Here is a 17014-nt window from a genome sequence, read left to right as displayed (position 1 = left end):
TCGGGCCTTAATAGATAAACATTGGTTTAGTTTAGCAGCTTCAGTCGATCAACATAAAAGATATTCGACTTTTCCTCATATCGCACGAAATACTCGACACTCTGTCCAACCTTGACACCAAAGCGAGTAATACTCTTCCCTTTCGTATCAGTTACCTTAAAGTTCAATGGCATAGTGAAACGTCGATCACTAATAACCAGCTGTTGCTTATCATGATGAACATAATCAATCGTGCCACGAAGTAGCCCCACCAATTGAACTGGCTGAGACCCTTCATTTCCTTGAGATAGCGCAGGTACAGAAAAAACTGTAAGTACCAGCACACATACAATGGCAAACAATCTCATCTCGCGCTCCTTACTTCAAATTAGTCCATGAGGTAACCCTGGCAGGACTACCGGAACCTTTCAAGGTAATAAACTGCACATTACCTTCCTGATCAGCATACGCCACCTTGGTATTACCATCAGTGTCTGCAATCGGGGATAGCGCACCAGGCATATTATCCAGTTTGATTCCCGCCAAAGGAACTGAACCAATATGTGCGTTGGTAAATACCTCAAACGGAGGTTGTCCGCCGGTAAATGCGTCAACCGCCATTAAGAAGCCACTAGGATTACCTTCACAGGTCGCAGCATCCGGAATAATGCTACCGAATACAACAACAGAACTACCGGTCACAAACGGATTAATAATTCGCTCGCGATCGGAAGGCAAATCAATAAGCCACCCGGCTTCGTTCAAATTATCGTCATAATCAACAGCATGATTAGTCATGATGCGACCACTGGCAGTTGTAGTTGCAGTTTGAGCTTGCAGGTTATTACGAGTCAAACCACCAGCACCTGAATCCCAAACAGCATAGGCCGACTGTTGATCATTAATGGCCTGATCTCCGTTAGCAATAAACTGGCCCGTGCCGAAGTACACTAGCAAACTCGGAACATGTTGCTGCGACAATCTAAAACGATGAGACTTAACTACTGGCATACTGGTAATAGGCTGTCGGTTCGCAACCTTACCATTGGAATCACAAGGGGATTGATAGCATGCAGTGAACAATGGCTCATTAAGGCTACTACCGTCCTTATGCGCGACCCCCCAATTGTCTGCACTTCCTGTCAGGTCAAATGCCCACATATTGCCGTGCAAATCACCAGCATAAACCCGATCTGCAATGTAATCATTGTCGAGATCTAACACCAGTGGGGTAGACAAGCCGTTACAGTCACTTGCCACATCCTCACAATTACCTGCAGCAATCAAGTTCGGGTCACTAGAATTCTTGGTTTCCAAGATACGGAAAGCAGGCGTAGTACCACCACTGGCATTGTCTAGGTAGACAATAAATAGTTTGGCATGTCCATCACTATTAGGGCCACTGTTGTAGCCATTCCCCATAATGGCTGCCCACCGACCATCATTTAACCGAACAATGGCAGGCTCGCTAAAGGTGAAACCTAGATCATTATGAGTAAACTCTTTAATAACTTTGCTCTCGGCATTGGCTTCCGTCACTGTATCCGGATTTGTCACATCAAGCACATAGATGCCACGCCCACCACCTCTCAATGCACCAACTAGATACGATCGCCAAGCACCATTTACATAAACATCACGAACAGTAACAGCGCCGTCTACATAAGGAATATGGGAATAACTCACAGATGAGAGATAATGCAAACCAAACGCGGCATTCTCATTAAACACCTGGGAGGGCACATAGGCAAAACGTTCATCACCATTTTCGGCATCAAAACCGTGAAGCATGCCATCGTTCGCGCCAACATAAACCATTTTTCTACGATTCTGCTTTGATTTGGCAAAAGCAATATAGGACTTTGAATTGTCCTCCCCTTCGATTTTGTCTGGATAGTTCTCGTTTGGCCCAGCCACATACTCAGGAGTAGAATGCGCGATATCACCTAAACGCTCACCGACACGATTACGGAACTCTTTATTAAAGTTGCTAGCAATAGTTGTATTATCGGCAACACCTCGTTCATAGGTATGATCACCTCGCAAGTAGTTCAGCAAACGCTCGCCATAAGTTCTATTATCATCGATTTCAGAAGCAGTCGACGCTGAAGCATGGGGGGCATTCTTCAGCAAGTCATTAATTTGACCAGCTGACAACTCAATATCCGATGGAGAGACGTAGTTGCTTGGAAAGCGGAAAGGTATGCCTTTGGTACCATTGTAGGTCAGGATCTGGCGAGCTCCCGGAGCAACCGATTTTAACTTTTCAGCAGCAGACCACTCATCCGTTAATGTAAAGTCTCCAGAGCTATTTCTTTGTAGTTTCTGCCTGATCAAATCACCCGACCAAGCTTTTTCAGGTGCAAACACAGCTTTAAAGACAGCCGAATCTGAACTGATAGAAGAGCTATTTAAAGCAATGCCAGATGATGAGCCAACTTTACTTTTAATCGAATTAATGGCATCAGAAAGACGCTGAATAAGCTCCTGAGGGTTCTTTGCGCTCAGAAACTCCCCTCTGGAGTTGTAAGCCGCATGCAGCATATCATCGATGGTTGTAGACTGGTTACCCACGGGCTGAGGCCAACTTCCGTCAGCAGGAGGTTCATCAAGTGTGCCATTAACACCAAATGCAACAGTATAGCTAACCAAATGTTGCGCACGATTAAGAAGCGGGTCAGGAGTCACTCCAGCTTCAGGCTCAGGACCAACCAAATCGGGCAAGCCTGGAGCCAAGTCGCCTTCGTAATAGTGCATGGCCACATCAGCAAGGGTGTTAGAATAGCCATCGCCATATTTGCCGCCGTCAAAGTTACTATTACCGTCATTATCCGCATTACCCACACTAGGGTTGCCACCATTCCAAAAGCCATCACTCATCACTACTGCAAAGTTTTGTTGGCACGCACCATTATCCGCGGAAGACAAAATAGGTGATGGTGCAGACGAGCCAAATAGCTCGTTCGGAGTAGTCTGGTTTTTGTGAAAATATTTACCTACACGCTCTAAACTTCTGCGCAGAGGCGTTCCTCCACTAGGGCGAATCTCAAATAAACTCTGCATTAACGCATTTTTATTATTGCGATTACTACTGACGATCGGCGTACTTAGATCATCAACATTCTTAATAGGAACACCAACGGAGTCATTATTGTGCAAAGTTGCCAGCCCCATACGGGCATTACTTTCGATAATAATTTGTGACAATGCTCGTTTCGCCACATAATCACGTTTACGATAATACGTATACCAATTCGCGAAGTCTTTCTGCTGCTCAGCTGGTAAATCTTTAGCGTATATAGGATTATTTGTTTTACACTCACCTGGATCGTAGCGGCCATTTCCTTTGCCATCAGCCACAATCTCATCAACCCATTCATAAAAATACATATTACGAATATTTTCGTAATCGTTGGGGTCCTCATGCGGATCCCTTGTAGCCGTGGTCAATGTGCGGGTAGTGTATTCATTATTAAACGCATCAACCCCTCGCCACGGCGTATAGGCTAAACGCTTTTCTTCTGTATCATTCTCAGGATCAGCCGCTTTTTCACGATACAAATTTGCGTTATACCACATAGCATTAATTGCCGTGCAGTGCCAAAGTTCAGTATTGGCGTTATAAGCCGCGTAGTTGGTAATTAAATATTCCCACCCCATACTGCCGGAGTCATCCACCAGGAACATAATGTTTGATTGAGGGGTTTTACCAACAAACAATGGCTGGGAAGCGATTTGGCCGGGAGCTGCGCTGGCGACACTGGCACCCAAAAACATTCCCGACGAAATCACCATAACTTTTTGTAAAAACTTTTCCATTCTCGTATTACCGTTCATAGTGATTCACGCTCAAAAGGATTCAGCTGTTTTGTAGGTGGTTTGAACAATTGAATAAATCTGCGGATCTTGAGCCCATCCAATTGCTACAATTCGATAGTGAAAAACCGGAGTTGGCTTCGCCTGATTACCATTCAGGGAAACGGGTTGGTTACCTAAAACCTGAGTCCCAAGAAACTCGATAATATAACGAGGGTCTTTAGCTGTGCTTGGCAAATTGTCAGCAACAGCTGCGACTTCCACACTGTTATCATCAGTCCAGGCACCCGGATCGTTATAATCTGAAAAATTTGCATCAATGGATACCGGCTCCAACAACCCTTCTTCATTGTTTTTCGTGTTGGAATATAAACCGTCAGTAGCACTTTTGAATTTAGTGTAAGGGCTGTGCGCGTTTTGATTCAGATACAAAACTGCTGCTCGGGAACCTGCTTCAGCAGCGTGCAAAGAAATCTGAATCTGCTTTTCATTTGAGGCCATACGCGCCTGCAGAGTACTGCCTGACATAGAAGCAACTGCGACCACAGACATCACCAACAAAATAACCAGTGCCACAATGAGAGTAACACCACGCTGCCTTCTTATAGAAGGAAAAGCAGATTTGACAAAATAGGTAGTCATCATAACTCCACCACCGGATTCTTCAGCATAACAACCTGAGAAAGCTCACGCTGGATACGTTTCGATGTAGAATTGTCATTAGTGCCTGTAACCTCAATCGCGCTTAGAGTTACATCCATTTTGATACGGTCAATACGATTCCACATTCCGGCACTTGCTACAGCCGTCGCATTACCGAAGCTCACCAAATTGCCATTACGCCACCCGTACTCAACCTGGAAGTCAACGACGCCATCCATAATTTCCTGCCCGTTACGGAAAAGCGCGCAATACTGAGGATAATTAGCATCACACTGAGCATTACCGCCACCGCTATTAATTTGCTTAGCAGCCTCGCTCAATTGAACGTCATAGCTATATCCGCCCATTCCAGCTAAGTACATGCGAGCACGAGGACGACCATCTGAGATGTCGTCATTTACGCCGCGAAAAGTAATCGTTGTGTCAACATCCTGATTTCCCTGACCACCGTTTGGACTCCCTGGTGGAATCGTTTTAGATCGACTAATCTCAACGACGCCATCAGTGCCCGGATCGTTGGTCACCAAAAAAACAACCGCATAATTACAATCTGTAAGCACCCCGATATCCCATTGTTTAATGGAGTTGTATGCAGCTTGAAAGTTAATGCTGTTGTCTAGGGTCAGGGATGGGTCAGTACCCGCAGCAAATTCATTCATCAACGGAATTGATTTTGCTGTAGCAAAGCGGAAAAAAACTTCATCGGTATTATTTAGACCAGAGTTTTCAAGCCCGCTAATCGACGAAGCAAAGTTATTCACTTCGGGAACACCATTTCCGTCCACGCCGGTATTATCAGTAAGTAAATTGATCACTCGGCTGTCATCATCCAATCTTGGAACACACCCCAAAAAGCCAGAAGACGCACCTTCATCGGTAATTCGATTGCTCACAAAACGGATATTTTCCTGAATTCGGGAAAGGCCCTCCTGGCTACGCTGAGTCTCTACAGAAGTCAGGTACAACTGCACGACTCCTGCCATGATCAGCAGACCGATAGTGACCGACACCATCAGTTCAATTAAACCAACACCTCGCTGCTGGTGCTTAAGCATTATGGATTTACTCACAGTCTAAACTCCAACTTTACGCAGGTAAGATCCACCTCAGGATTCCCGCCACAATTCGTTCCAGAAGCACCCGTTAACTGGTCGTCCCACATAACCGTGACCTCATGAACACCATTAGCATCTATCGCCACCGTGCCACGACCAGCAGGCAAGCGTGTTTTAATCTCTTCTGCCCACTGGCCCTCATCCATAGTCTTGATGGACGCCTGGTTACAATCGACATTACAGGTGGTTACCGCACCGGAAACGTTAGCGGTATCAATGCCTCCATACAGCGCATCATCGGCAGTTGTAAATTGATTGTTATTTGCACCGATTCGATTAGCCATATCTCGAGCCAGGACAATGGCTACAGAAGAGAACATGGCACTTTGATTGCTTCTCTGGCTCGAATTCTGCAATGCCAAAGTGCCAAGCAGTCCAACAGCCAATAGAAACAAAGCAACCATAACTTCGATCATGGTTGCACCGGTTTGGCGCCCTAGGGAGTTTGCTCTTATTGACATGAATCTGTCCCCTTGCGTACCGAAAAGGAGCCTGTGGGCATAATAGAAATAGTCACAGATCGAAATTCGTCATTATTGTCTTTTGCGTTACCGGCACAAACCTGAATGTTGTAACCATCTGCCTTATTCGGTGTGCCATCAGGGTTAAAGATAATTTCCCGGTCTGCAGAGGTAATAATTAAATTCCCTGTACCGTAGTTCTCCAATGACAATAGGCAATCTTCAGTATCTGCACATTGGCCTGAACCGAAGTCAGCCAGTTGGTTGTTATTGCGATCGACAAACATCATCCAGTCATTACCCAGACGCTTACGGGCCTGCCCGCCGGTGCGACAAACCTCTGTGTTGTTTTTCTTGGCGCATAACACCACAGAAGCACGACGAGTCACCGCCTCGGACCGAGCCATTTGCAGTGAGGTTTTAAACTTATCGAGATTGGCACGCATCTGCCCCCGCTCACTCATAGACGTAAGACCAGGCACGGCATAAGCCATGATTATGGCGAGAATCGCAACCACAACCAGCAACTCGATTAGGGTAAATCCATTTTTAGGGAACTTTTTCATATCTTAGGTATACCAGAATGGACCGTTCAAATAATCTTAAGGAGGATCGGCGGTGAAATGTGGCGATAAAGTGCTACGTCACCGATCAACGGTCAATAATAGGCTGATGTTGGCTGCCATTGCAAAGCAGCCAGAAAGGAGGAAATCGCTAGAATTCAGTGACTTAGCGAAGGGGGCATCTAGCGCAGCTCTTTAGGTAAGGAAAAGCTAACATTCTCCTCCTGACCATTCATCTCAGCGGGCGCACTGGCACCTAAAGTCTGCAGACGCTTGATCACATCCTGCACGAGTACTTCAGGAGCAGAGGCCCCTGCACTAATGCCGATAGAGGATATAGACGACAACCAACTAGCATCTATGTCCTCAGCGGTATCGATAAGGAAGGCTTTTGCGCCACAACGCTCGGCCAGCTCTCGCAAGCGGTTGGAGTTGGAACTATTCGGCGATCCCACAACCAGAACCAACTCATTTTCCAGCGCTAGCTGCTTGATGGCGTCCTGTCGGTTCTGGGTGGCATAGCAAATGTCATTCTTGCGAGGGCCACGAATCTCAGGGAAACGTTGACGCAGAGCGTCGATCACCTTCGCCGTATCATCCATAGACAGCGTGGTCTGAGTCACATAGGCGAGCTGAGACGGATCCCGCACCTCCAGCCTGGCTACATCACCCTCGTCTTCGACCAGGTAAATCTGGCCACCAAAGCTGTCATCGAACTGCCCCATGGTACCTTCAACCTCAGGGTGTCCGTTGTGGCCGATCAGCACACATTCACTGCCTTCGCGACTGTATTTGAGCACTTCAATATGAACCTTGGTCACCAATGGGCAGGTCGCATCAAAGACTTTCAAGCCCCGCTGCTTAGCTTCTTGCTGTACCGCCTTGGAAACCCCATGAGCACTGAAGATGACAATGACATCGTCAGGCACCTCATGAAGCTCATCAACAAACACCGCACCACGATCACGCAGACTATCGACCACAAATTTATTATGGACGACCTCATGGCGCACGTAGATCGGCGCACCGTGAATATCCAGAGCACGATTAACAATATCGATCGCCCGATCAACGCCGGCACAAAAGCCTCTGGGATTGGCAAGATTAATATGGATCATCAGTGCTTTTGCACTCCATCACACACCGCTACAGCGATGATTTTGACCTCAAAGACCAAGTCTCGTCCAGCCAATGGGTGATTGAAGTCCACTTTCACAGTATTGTCGCCCACTTCGGCAATGACACCGGGAAGCTCGGCTTGCTGAGCATCGGCAAAAGACACCATCAAACCTTCTTCCAGCTCCATTCCTTCATCGAAAGCGTCACGAGGAATGTCCTGGATATTGTTCGGGTTGCGCTGACCGAAACCCTGCTCGGGAGAAATGGGGAATTCCTGCTCATCGCCTGCACACAGGCCCATCAAAACCTGTTCGAAGCCTGGCAATAAATTACCATCGCCCACACTGAAGGTCGCCGGAGCGCCATCAAAAGTGGAATCCACCAAGGAGCCATCAGCCATCTTGATAGCAAAATGCAAAGTAACTTGGGTACCCGGGCCAATGGCCAGCTCTGTCATATCAGTCATAGAAGCTTAATCACGTTTTCGGTAACAAAAGTTTTGCGCAAAGTACGAACGCCCTAGGCGTCAGGCTCATCATCTTTGTTGCGCCATAAATCGATGAGCAACATAACAGCACCAACACAAATAGCGCTATCAGCAATATTAAACGAAGGCCAGCGATGCTGTTGGTAATGCAGAGAAATGAAATCCACCACATAACCCAAAGTTAGACGATCATAAAGATTGCCCAAAGCTCCGCCCAAAATCAGCGCCAGTGCAACAGGTTCCCAGCGCTGCTTAGGGGGGATGCGAGCAAGCCACACAACCAGCATGCAGCTCACCACGAACGCAATGCCGGAAAAAAACCAGCGCTGCCACCCGCCCTCATCGCTTAAAAAGCTGAACGCTGCACCGTAGTTATAGAGTAAAAGCCAATCGAAAAACGGCGTCACTTCAACGGGCTGGGCATATTCAAAGCTGGCCAACGCCCAGGCTTTGGTCGCCAGGTCCGACGCGATAATCACAGCCGCAAGGGCGTACCATAATAACGCTTTACGCCAATACCACGGGCCCGCCAACAAACCTCTGGAATCAGGCGAACTCACGCACTTCACCTTCGCCCGTTACGTTTTCAACACAGCGACCACAAATGGTTTCGTGCTCAGCAATCCGACCAACGTCTTCACGGAAATGCCAGCAACGCTCACACTTTTTATATTCTGATTTCTTCACCAGAATTTTCAGCCCGGCCAGCTCGGTTTCCACAGCATCGGCAGGCGCCTCAGACAAAGGCTTAACTTCAGCGGCCGAGGTAATTAAAACAAAGCGTAATTCATTGGCAAGGCGAAGCAGGGATGCCGCCAATTCTTCATCACAATACAAGATCACTTCAGCCTGCAATGAGCCGCCCACAACACCCTCACCGCGCTTGGCTTCCAGAGTTTTGTTCACCTCGGTTTTCACGTCGGCAACTTGCTGCCAGAAAACGTTGTCCATATCAGAATTGGCAACGCCCACAGGTAACTCATACCACTGCTGTACAAACACAGAACCCTGGCGCTCTCCGGGAATATGCTGCCACAACTCATCAGCGGTAAAGCTGGTGATAGGTGCCAACCAACGCACCATCGCCTCGATGATATGGTACAGAGCCGTTTGGGCAGAACGACGAGCCAGACTGTCTTCCTTACAGGTGTACTGACGATCTTTAATAATATCCAGATAGAAACCACCCAAATCCACCACACAGAAGTTGTGCAATTTCTGGTAAATCAAATGCAGGCTGTAAGCGTCATACGCCGCCACAATTTCTTTTTGCAGCTCAGCCGTGCGTTCCAGCGCCCAGCGATCCAGAGACAACATTTCATCCATCGCCACCTGATGCTGAGCAGGATCAAAACCGCTCAAGTTCGATAACAGGAAACGTGCGGTATTACGAATACGGCGATAGGAGTCCGCCGTACGCTTGAAGATTTCTTTTGACACCGTCATGTCGCCACTGAAATCCGTCGCAGCAACCCACAAACGCAATACATCTGCGCCCAGCTCGCCAATAATTTCTTTTGGCGGAATCACATTGCCCAGTGATTTGGACATTTTGTGGCCGTTGGTATCAACGGTAAAGCCATGAGTCAGCACCTGCTTATAAGGGGCTTCGCCATTGATTGCCATGGCGGTTTTCAGCGAAGACTGGAACCAGCCGCGATGCTGATCTGAACCCTCCAAATACAAATCCGCCGGGTAACGCAGATAATCACGACGTTTCAATACCGCGTGGTGAGTCACGCCGGAATCAAACCAGACATCCAGTGTATCGGTTACTTTTTTATAGCGTTCAGCCTCTTCACCCAACAGCTCAGCAACATCCAACTCAAACCAGGCTTCCATACCCTCCTGCTCAACCCGCTTGGCCACCTCTTCAATCAAACGCGGCGTATCCGGGTGCAGTTCCTGGCTGTCTTTATCAACAAACAAGGCAATCGGCACACCCCAGGTACGCTGACGGGAAATACACCAGTCCGGGCTGGAATCCAGCATGCTGTCGATGCGTGCGCGCCCCCAACCTGGGATCCACTCCACATCATCAACGGCTTTTTTCACATCATCGCGTAAGCCTTTCTGGCTCATACTGATAAACCACTGCGGGGTAGCCCGGAAGATCAGCGGCGTTTTAGTACGCCAGCAATGGGGATAGCTGTGTTCGATTTTTTCTTCACAAAGCAATACGTCTTTTTCTTTCAAAAGCTCGACCACAACAGGGTCAACTTTGTACACATGCTGGCCGGCAAAAACTTCAACACTGTCGCGATACAAACCACCATCATCAAGATAGTTCAGCGTGCCCAAACCATAGCGTTTGCCGACATTAAAATCGTCCACACCGTGATCCGGCGCTGTGTGCACACAACCAGTACCAGCATCGGTGGTTACATGATCACCTAAAATAACGGGAATATCGCGATCGTAGAATGGATGCGCCAGCACCAGATTTTCCAGTGCCTGGCCTTTACAGCGAGCAATAATTTCAAAATTTTCAACACCCGCACGAGCCATCACCGATTCATGCAAGGCCTCCGCCAAAATCAGGACTTGCTCATCGGCTTGTACCGCAACGTAATCCAGATCCGCATGCATCGAAACCGCCTGACTGGAAGGCAGCGTCCATGGGGTTGTTGTCCAGATCACTACAGAAACATTGTTTGCGCCCGCCAGCTCCGGCATTGCTTCAGCCAGCTTTGCCGTATCTTTCACTGGATATTTAACATCAATGGAAAAGGAAGTCTTGTTTTGGTATTCCACTTCCGCCTCTGCCAAAGCAGAACCGCCCACCACACTCCAATACACTGGCTTAAAGCCGCGATGCAAATGACCGTTCTCGGCAATTTTGCCCAACGCACGAATAATATCCGCCTCGAACTGGTAGTTCATGGTCAGGTAAGGATTATCCCATTCACCAAAAACACCCAGGCGAATAAATTCTTTTTTCTGCCCTTCCACTTGACGCGCAGCATAGTCACGACACTTCTGTCGGAAGCTTTTGAAATCTAGCTTTACACCGGCCTTGCCGTTTTTCTTTTCAACCTGATTTTCAATCGGCAAGCCATGGCAGTCCCAACCCGGAACATAAGGCGCATCGAAGCCGCTCATGGTTTTGGATTTGATAATAATATCTTTCAGAATTTTATTAAGTGAATGCCCCAGGTGAATATCACCGTTGGCATACGGAGGGCCGTCGTGCAGAATAAATTGCTCAGCGCCTTTACGTGCATCGCGAATCTGCTGGTACAGATTATCATCCTGCCATTTTTTCAACATGCCCGGCTCACGTTGAGCCAGGTTTGCCTTCATGGCAAAGCCAGTTTTTGGCAAATTCAAGGTGGCTTTGTAATCACTCATTTGTCGTCACTTAATAATACGGGCGCATGGTTTGCGCATTTTTAACCGGCATCAAACCAGGCCTTGGCCTGATCTCTGTCGCGGTAGATTTGTTGCTTAAGCTCGTCGAGAGAAGCAAACTTCTGCTCGTCGCGCAGTTTATGTTTAAACTCCACGGCAATTTCCTGCTCGTAGATGTCAGCATCGAAGTCAAATAAATGCACTTCGAGAATTGGGGTGGCTTCGCCACCAATAGTTGGGCGAACTCCCACATTGGCCACGCCATTAAGCTGTCGGCCATCCATCAATGTAACCTCAACCGCAAATACGCCATTGAGCGGCGAGCGGTAACGGTGCAGCTGGACATTCGCAGTAGGCACATCCCATTGGCGAGCCAACTGCTGCCCCCGAATCACTTTACCTTCGATCCGGTAAGGACGCCCCAATAAGCGCTCCGCCAAACGAAAATCACTGATTTCCAATGCTGCGCGGATGCGCGTGCTGCTGATGCGCTCGCCATCCAGCATCAAGGTCTGTGTGTCCGTCACTTCAAAACCGTAACGTTTACCCGCTTCCAGCAGAAACTGGTAATCCCCACTGCGGTCACAACCGAAGCGGAAGTCATCGCCGACCACCAGATATTTGACCCCCAGACCATCGACCAGGATCTGTTTCACAAAGTCCTCAGCCGACAGCGAACTGAAACGTCGATTAAAGGTCACACAAAAGACGCGATCGATACCCGCTTCAAACAGGGCTTTGGCTTTGTCACGAACCCGCATCAGGCGAGCGGGCGCTTTCTCCCCGGAGAAATACTCATGGGGCTGGGGCTCGAAGGTCATCACTACCGAGGCCAGTCGCAGGCGCTGGGCCTGATCGCGCACTTGGCGAACAATCGCCTTATGTCCGAGATGGACCCCGTCAAATGAGCCAATCGTCACCACACTACCGCGATGACGAGGCTGCAAATTGGCGATACCACGAATAAACTCTTGCGCGCCCTGCTGCATGCTCTACCAGATTAGCTCGTTAAAAACACAAAAGGGCGAGTATACCGAAAAGCCCCGTACGGGCCTACCGGCGGAGCAAGAATTGCTGGAAATAATCGCCTTATTGAAGACGATGGGGAGGCAGTTCTACCGACAGATTGCGTGAACCCTGCATGATCACCCAACCTTGATAGCGATGATTGCCGGTAGAGGTAAACTCAAAGGCAAATTCCCGGCGAAAACCCATATTGCCATTGGCTCCACGCTGAAACTTGATGACCTTCAGCGCAATACTGTCATCCAACAGCTGGACACCTTCCATATTGCAGCGGCGCGCTGCCGCCTGGAAAGCCAACTCTTTCACTTTCACCGCCGTCAGCCAGTACCAGGCCAAGACGGCAACGAACAACAAAGGCCACCATTGGGACAAGGTATACAACATCAGACTTTGACCTCCTGACAACGCCTCAGGCTTGCACGCAACACATCCACCCCCAAGCGCTCCGCATGGCGACGGTTACGCTCGGGAATCTTTTCCGGAGAGCTCACAGAGTCCAGCGCTTCACTCAAGCTGCGCTCACGCAACAGATGAAAGATGGGCCAGGGGCTGCGATTGGTGTAGTTTTCAGCGGCTTCCTCATCGACACCCTCGAAACAGTAATCGGGATGAAAACTGGCCAACTGAAACTCCCCAATAAAACCTTGAGCGTCTAACAGCGCCTGAAACAGGTCCAGCCGCTCAAGATAATCGTCGAAAACCTCTAACCCTTCGGGCGCAATCAGCAGAGCCGTTTCAATACCCGACTCGGCCTGCAACTGATAACAGCTTTCCATAAAATCCTGCAGCTGCTCTTCAGTGTCCGCTGCCAAAATCTGGTAGTGCACACGATCCAGAGATGGCGCGGCAAAGGGACAGAAATTTTCCCCCACGACCACATCATTCACCCAGGCCTGCACTTGGGCAACAACATCCTGCGGACTAACCGAAGCACTCAAGAGCAAAAACCTTAGCTGTACTCGTAAAAACCACGGCCGGATTTTTTACCCAGCCAACCGGCCGCCACGTATTTACGCAGCAACGGCGCTGGGCGGTATTTATCTTCGCCCAACTCTTTATGGAGCACTTCCATAATGGCCAAACAGGTATCCAAGCCAACAAAGTCCGCCAGGGTTAACGGCCCCATGGGATGATTCAAGCCCAGACGTGCACCGCGATCAATATCGTCGCGGCTGGCCACACCTTCTTCCAACGCAAAAATCGCTTCATTCAGGAAGGGCACCAGCAAGCGGTTAACAGCAAAACCGGCTTTATCTTCGCAACTCACTACTTCTTTGCCCATTTGCTCTGCCAAGGTCTTAACGGCGAGATAGGTCTCTTCGCTGGTGGCCAAGCCCTTAATCACCTCAACCAGTTTCATTACCGGTACTGGGTTGAAGAAATGCAAACCGATGAACTTCTCAGGACGGGAGATTGCACCGGCCATCAGAGTAATGCTAATGGAGCTGGTGTTCGACGCCAGAATGGCGGAAGGCTTACAGATTTTATCCAGCTCAGAGAAGAGCTTTAACTTCAGGTCCAGATTTTCGCTGGCCGCTTCAATCACCAGATCACAGTCAGCCAAATCCGCCAGACCATTAACTGGCTCAATTCCAGACAACACCGCTTGAGCTTCAGCCTCGACCAGCTTGCCCTTTGCAACCTGACCCATCACACGCTTTTCGATGGCAGCTTTGCCCGCTTCAGCAGTCGCCAGATCGATATCCGCCAGTTTTACATCCAAACCTGTGGCGGCGGCTACCTGGGCAATACCACCACCCATTTGACCGGAGCCCAATACTCCCACAACTTTAATCTGTGTCATCGTCACTCCAAACGCTTTGCTATTTGCTATTAAAAAACCGCGCTAGGATAGAGCCCCGGGGAGCGTTTGGAAAGGGAAACTTGCGTTGAATTAAGCCTTGAAGGGCTAGTCATCACCGCCGAAAAGGCTGTTTAATGCATCCTTTTCATCGTTGGAAACTTCCGCTTCAGCCTCGACCTTGTGGATGCCGTAACAAACTTTATTGCGGCCTTCGTTTTTGGCTTTGTACAAATAGTCGTCAGCTTCCTGTACCAGCTCCTTAGGCGAAACCTTGCTGTGACGCGTATAAATACCAATACCCAAACTGGCCGTCATATTGATTTGAAGGGTGTCGCCCTGCTGATTGCATACCGTGACATCCATTGCTTCGATATTTTTGCGCAGGCGCTCGGCCACCTGTACCGCGACCAGAGCCTCAGTTGCCGGCAGAATAATCGCGAATTCCTCACCGCCGTATCGGCAGACCACATCAAGCTTGCGGAAGCTCGACAGCATGCAATTAGCCAAGGCCTGCAAAGCCATATTGCCCGCCTCATGGCCATAGTTATCGTTGATACTTTTAAAGAAATCAATATCCAGCATGATCAGGGAGGTAGACGCACCGCTACGGCGGGTACGCTCCATTTCCTGCTCCAGAGCGCGACTGAAATGACGATAGTTGGCAATGCCAGTAAGTGGGTCAGTCAACAACTGCTCTTCCAGCTTGCGTACTTCCTCTGGCCACGGGCAAGCCTCCCCGGCCGGGCATTCTACATTTTCGTAACTTGAAAACTGATAATCGCTACTGGAAGTTTCTTTATCCATAATATGTAAGATAGTACATCTATCGGTTTAGCACGCTAATATTTCTTTTGTTTCAAATGCTTGGGGCGCAGACCGGCTGCCGCCAGCACCACAACATAGCTGGCTAATCCTGCAAGTACCAACGCCAGCATAGTGTAGGTGCGCTGCCACCAGCCCCATTGATACCAATCTTGCCACTGGGCACTCAAGTACAACAGCACCGCCGCCATCACCAGATTGGCCAACAGCATACGCAGACCAAACGCCCACCAGCCTGCCTCGGCACGAAACACCCCATCACGCCGCAAACCGGAGAAAAGCAGCCCTGCATTGATAAAGGCCGAGCAAGACGTCGCCAGAGCCAACCCCACATGGCCCAAATTCATATAGGTATAGAGCGGCCAGACAAAGGCAATATTGAGCGCCATATTCGCTACCATGGCGATAATGCCGTATTTCACTGGCGTTTTTGTATCCTGGCGTGAAAAATACCCCGGCGCCAGAATCTTGATCAGCATAAAGGCGACCAACCCCAGTGCGTAGGCCCGCAGGCTCCAGGAGGCCATTACAATGTCATCAGCGGAGTACTTTCCGTACTGAAACAAGGTGGTCAAAATAGGTTCAGCCAACAATATCAACGCCAGCGCCGCCGGCACCGCTATCAGCAACACCAGACGCAATGCCCAATCCATGGTGGCACTGAACTGCTGGGGCTTATCCGCCGAATGCTGGCGCGAAAGGCTCGGCAGAATGACCGTCGCCACGGCGATGCCGAAGACCCCCAAAGGCAGCTCCGCCAGACGATCCGAGAAGTACAGCCAGGTGACACTGCCCAAGGGCAAAAGCGAAGCCAATACCGTATCCAGCAGCAGATTAATCTGGCTCACTGAGACACCAAAAATAGCTGGCGCCATAAGCTTGAGAATGCGCCGAACCCCGGGATCTTTCCAATTAGGTGCCGGGTATGGCAGCAAGCGCAGCTGGTACAGGAATGGTAATTGAAACAGCAACTGCACAATGCCAGCCGCCATCACACCCCAGGCCAAAGCCATTACCGGCTTTTCAAAATACGGGCTCAGCCACACAGCGGCCGAAATCAGGCAGATATTCAAAAGTACCGGTGTGAAAGCCGGCACCGCGAAGCGGTCATAGCTGTTCAGAATAGCGCCAGCAAAACCCGTCAGGGAAATCAGCAAGAGGTAAGGGAAAGTGATGCGGATCATATCGCTGGCCAGCTCGTAGCGCTCGCCACCTTCCATATAAAAGCCCGGCGCAAACAGCATGGTAACCAATGGCGCACCCGCCACCACCAGAACTGTCAGCAGCACCAGTGTCGACCCCAGACAACCCGCCACCGCGTTTAATAACTGACGGACAGCAGCATGGGAGCCTTTCTCCCGATACTCCGACAGCACAGGCACAAAAGCCTGGGCAAAGGCCCCTTCGGCGAAAAGCCGACGCATGAAATTGGGAATCTTGAAGGCAACAATAAAGGCATCGGCATTGGCATCCGCGCCCAGAAAACGCGCCAGGACCACATCCCGGATCAAGCCCAGAATACGAGACAAAAAGGTGAAGGCACTCACCACCAAACTGGACTTCAATAAACCAGCGCTCGCCTTGGGCTGCTGCTCCGCCTCACTCAATTGATGCTACTCCCCCAGAGCGGACTCCCCGACAACAATCAGAACGATTGAACGAGCCCCGCCCAAAACCGATATTGTCGCACACATCCCACCAGGGAAGACAGGCAAGCCAAGGGTGATAAACTATTTTTATCACCCTTGGCAAAGAGCATCCATTGGACATTCCCCGGGCAACTCGTAACACTTCCCGCCCTAACCTCA

General features: G+C 49.5%; 16 protein-coding genes. All 16 read right to left on the bottom strand.

The window, feature by feature from the left end:
- Nucleotides 1-26 precede the first annotated feature (26 nt).
- The 16 genes from G8768_RS05910 to murJ all read right to left on the bottom strand — a co-directional run bounded on the left by G8768_RS05910 (nucleotide 27) and on the right by murJ (nucleotide 16813).
- Nucleotides 27-347, bottom strand: a complete 321-nt coding sequence (locus G8768_RS05910) for a hypothetical protein (RefSeq protein WP_166849958.1) — start codon at nucleotides 345-347, stop codon at nucleotides 27-29.
- Nucleotides 348-357: 10 nt separating this feature from the next.
- Nucleotides 358-3798, bottom strand: a complete 3441-nt coding sequence (locus G8768_RS05905) for a pilus assembly protein (protein ID WP_166849961.1) — start codon at nucleotides 3796-3798, stop codon at nucleotides 358-360.
- Nucleotides 3799-3828: 30 nt separating this feature from the next.
- Entirely contained in the window at nucleotides 3829-4440 is a 612-nt protein-coding gene (locus tag G8768_RS05900) for a pilus assembly PilX family protein (protein WP_166849964.1), read from the bottom strand.
- A complete protein-coding gene (locus tag G8768_RS05895; protein WP_166849967.1) occupies nucleotides 4437-5528 on the bottom strand; it encodes a prepilin-type N-terminal cleavage/methylation domain-containing protein in 1092 nt (363 codons plus the stop codon). Before G8768_RS05895 ends, G8768_RS05900 begins: the two co-directional genes overlap by 4 nt.
- Nucleotides 5525-6034: a type IV pilus modification protein PilV gene (pilV, locus tag G8768_RS05890; protein WP_166849970.1), complete on the bottom strand. Its 510-nt coding sequence runs from the start codon at nucleotides 6032-6034 to the stop codon at nucleotides 5525-5527. Before pilV ends, G8768_RS05895 begins: the two co-directional genes overlap by 4 nt.
- Nucleotides 6025-6600 (bottom strand): GspH/FimT family pseudopilin, encoded by a 576-nt coding sequence (locus G8768_RS05885; protein WP_166853350.1) that lies wholly within the window; start codon nucleotides 6598-6600, stop codon nucleotides 6025-6027. Before G8768_RS05885 ends, pilV begins: the two co-directional genes overlap by 10 nt.
- A 179-nt stretch (nucleotides 6601-6779) precedes the next feature.
- The gene (ispH, locus tag G8768_RS05880; protein WP_166853352.1) at nucleotides 6780-7712 is read right to left on the bottom strand and encodes a 4-hydroxy-3-methylbut-2-enyl diphosphate reductase; all 933 of its coding nucleotides are present in this window, start codon (nucleotides 7710-7712) and stop codon (nucleotides 6780-6782) included.
- A gap of 2 nt (nucleotides 7713-7714) precedes the next feature.
- Nucleotides 7715-8173 carry an FKBP-type peptidyl-prolyl cis-trans isomerase gene (locus G8768_RS05875; RefSeq protein WP_166853354.1) on the bottom strand — a complete coding sequence of 153 codons (459 nt, stop codon included), beginning with the start codon at nucleotides 8171-8173 and terminating at the stop codon, nucleotides 7715-7717.
- A gap of 62 nt (nucleotides 8174-8235) precedes the next feature.
- Nucleotides 8236-8763 (bottom strand): signal peptidase II, encoded by a 528-nt coding sequence (gene lspA / locus G8768_RS05870; RefSeq protein ID WP_341800977.1) that lies wholly within the window; start codon nucleotides 8761-8763, stop codon nucleotides 8236-8238.
- Nucleotides 8750-11554, bottom strand: coding sequence for an isoleucine--tRNA ligase (gene ileS / locus G8768_RS05865; protein ID WP_166849972.1), 2805 nt, complete (start codon nucleotides 11552-11554; stop codon nucleotides 8750-8752). The genes lspA and ileS overlap by 14 nt, the downstream gene beginning before the upstream one ends.
- Nucleotides 11555-11595: 41 nt before the next feature.
- Complete coding sequence (gene ribF, locus G8768_RS05860) at nucleotides 11596-12543, bottom strand: bifunctional riboflavin kinase/FAD synthetase (protein ID WP_166849975.1); 948 nt, start codon at nucleotides 12541-12543, stop codon at nucleotides 11596-11598.
- A 100-nt stretch (nucleotides 12544-12643) separates the two neighbouring features.
- Nucleotides 12644-12964, bottom strand: a complete 321-nt coding sequence (locus G8768_RS05855) for a DUF3301 domain-containing protein (protein WP_166849978.1) — start codon at nucleotides 12962-12964, stop codon at nucleotides 12644-12646.
- The gene (locus G8768_RS05850; RefSeq protein ID WP_166849982.1) at nucleotides 12964-13518 is read right to left on the bottom strand and encodes a DUF1415 domain-containing protein; all 555 of its coding nucleotides are present in this window, start codon (nucleotides 13516-13518) and stop codon (nucleotides 12964-12966) included. Before G8768_RS05850 ends, G8768_RS05855 begins: the two co-directional genes overlap by 1 nt.
- Before the next feature lie 11 nt (nucleotides 13519-13529).
- Nucleotides 13530-14384 carry a 3-hydroxyacyl-CoA dehydrogenase family protein gene (locus G8768_RS05845; RefSeq protein ID WP_166849985.1) on the bottom strand — a complete coding sequence of 285 codons (855 nt, stop codon included), beginning with the start codon at nucleotides 14382-14384 and terminating at the stop codon, nucleotides 13530-13532.
- A gap of 105 nt (nucleotides 14385-14489) precedes the next feature.
- A complete protein-coding gene (locus tag G8768_RS05840; RefSeq protein WP_166849988.1) occupies nucleotides 14490-15188 on the bottom strand; it encodes a GGDEF domain-containing protein in 699 nt (232 codons plus the stop codon).
- Nucleotides 15189-15223: 35 nt separating this feature from the next.
- Complete coding sequence (murJ, locus tag G8768_RS05835; RefSeq protein ID WP_166849990.1) at nucleotides 15224-16813, bottom strand: murein biosynthesis integral membrane protein MurJ; 1590 nt, start codon at nucleotides 16811-16813, stop codon at nucleotides 15224-15226.
- Nucleotides 16814-17014: the final 201 nt, after the last annotated feature.

This window comes from Pseudoteredinibacter isoporae, from assembly GCF_011602085.1.
Classification (GTDB): Bacteria; Pseudomonadota; Gammaproteobacteria; order Pseudomonadales; family Cellvibrionaceae; genus Pseudoteredinibacter; species Pseudoteredinibacter isoporae.
The sequence above is the reverse complement of the archived record's forward strand: the minus strand, read 5'-3'. Positions and strand labels throughout refer to the sequence as shown.

What these genes read in the sequence shown, in the direction of transcription:
- G8768_RS05875 (WP_166853354.1), bottom strand. Translation starts at nt 8,173, where the DNA reads ATGACAGAGCTGGCCATTGGCCCGGGTACCCAAGTTACTTTGCATTTT.
- G8768_RS05885 (WP_166853350.1), bottom strand. Translation starts at nt 6,600, where the DNA reads ATGAAAAAGTTCCCTAAAAATGGATTTACCCTAATCGAGTTGCTGGTT.
- pilV (WP_166849970.1), bottom strand. Translation starts at nt 6,034, where the DNA reads ATGTCAATAAGAGCAAACTCCCTAGGGCGCCAAACCGGTGCAACCATG.
- G8768_RS05900 (WP_166849964.1), bottom strand. Translation starts at nt 4,440, where the DNA reads ATGATGACTACCTATTTTGTCAAATCTGCTTTTCCTTCTATAAGAAGG.
- G8768_RS05845 (WP_166849985.1), bottom strand. Translation starts at nt 14,384, where the DNA reads ATGACACAGATTAAAGTTGTGGGAGTATTGGGCTCCGGTCAAATGGGT.
- G8768_RS05855 (WP_166849978.1), bottom strand. Translation starts at nt 12,964, where the DNA reads ATGTTGTATACCTTGTCCCAATGGTGGCCTTTGTTGTTCGTTGCCGTC.
- G8768_RS05905 (WP_166849961.1), bottom strand. Translation starts at nt 3,798, where the DNA reads ATGGAAAAGTTTTTACAAAAAGTTATGGTGATTTCGTCGGGAATGTTT.
- ileS (WP_166849972.1), bottom strand. Translation starts at nt 11,554, where the DNA reads ATGAGTGATTACAAAGCCACCTTGAATTTGCCAAAAACTGGCTTTGCC.
- ribF (WP_166849975.1), bottom strand. Translation starts at nt 12,543, where the DNA reads ATGCAGCAGGGCGCGCAAGAGTTTATTCGTGGTATCGCCAATTTGCAG.
- G8768_RS05840 (WP_166849988.1), bottom strand. Translation starts at nt 15,188, where the DNA reads ATGGATAAAGAAACTTCCAGTAGCGATTATCAGTTTTCAAGTTACGAA.
- G8768_RS05910 (WP_166849958.1), bottom strand. Translation starts at nt 347, where the DNA reads ATGAGATTGTTTGCCATTGTATGTGTGCTGGTACTTACAGTTTTTTCT.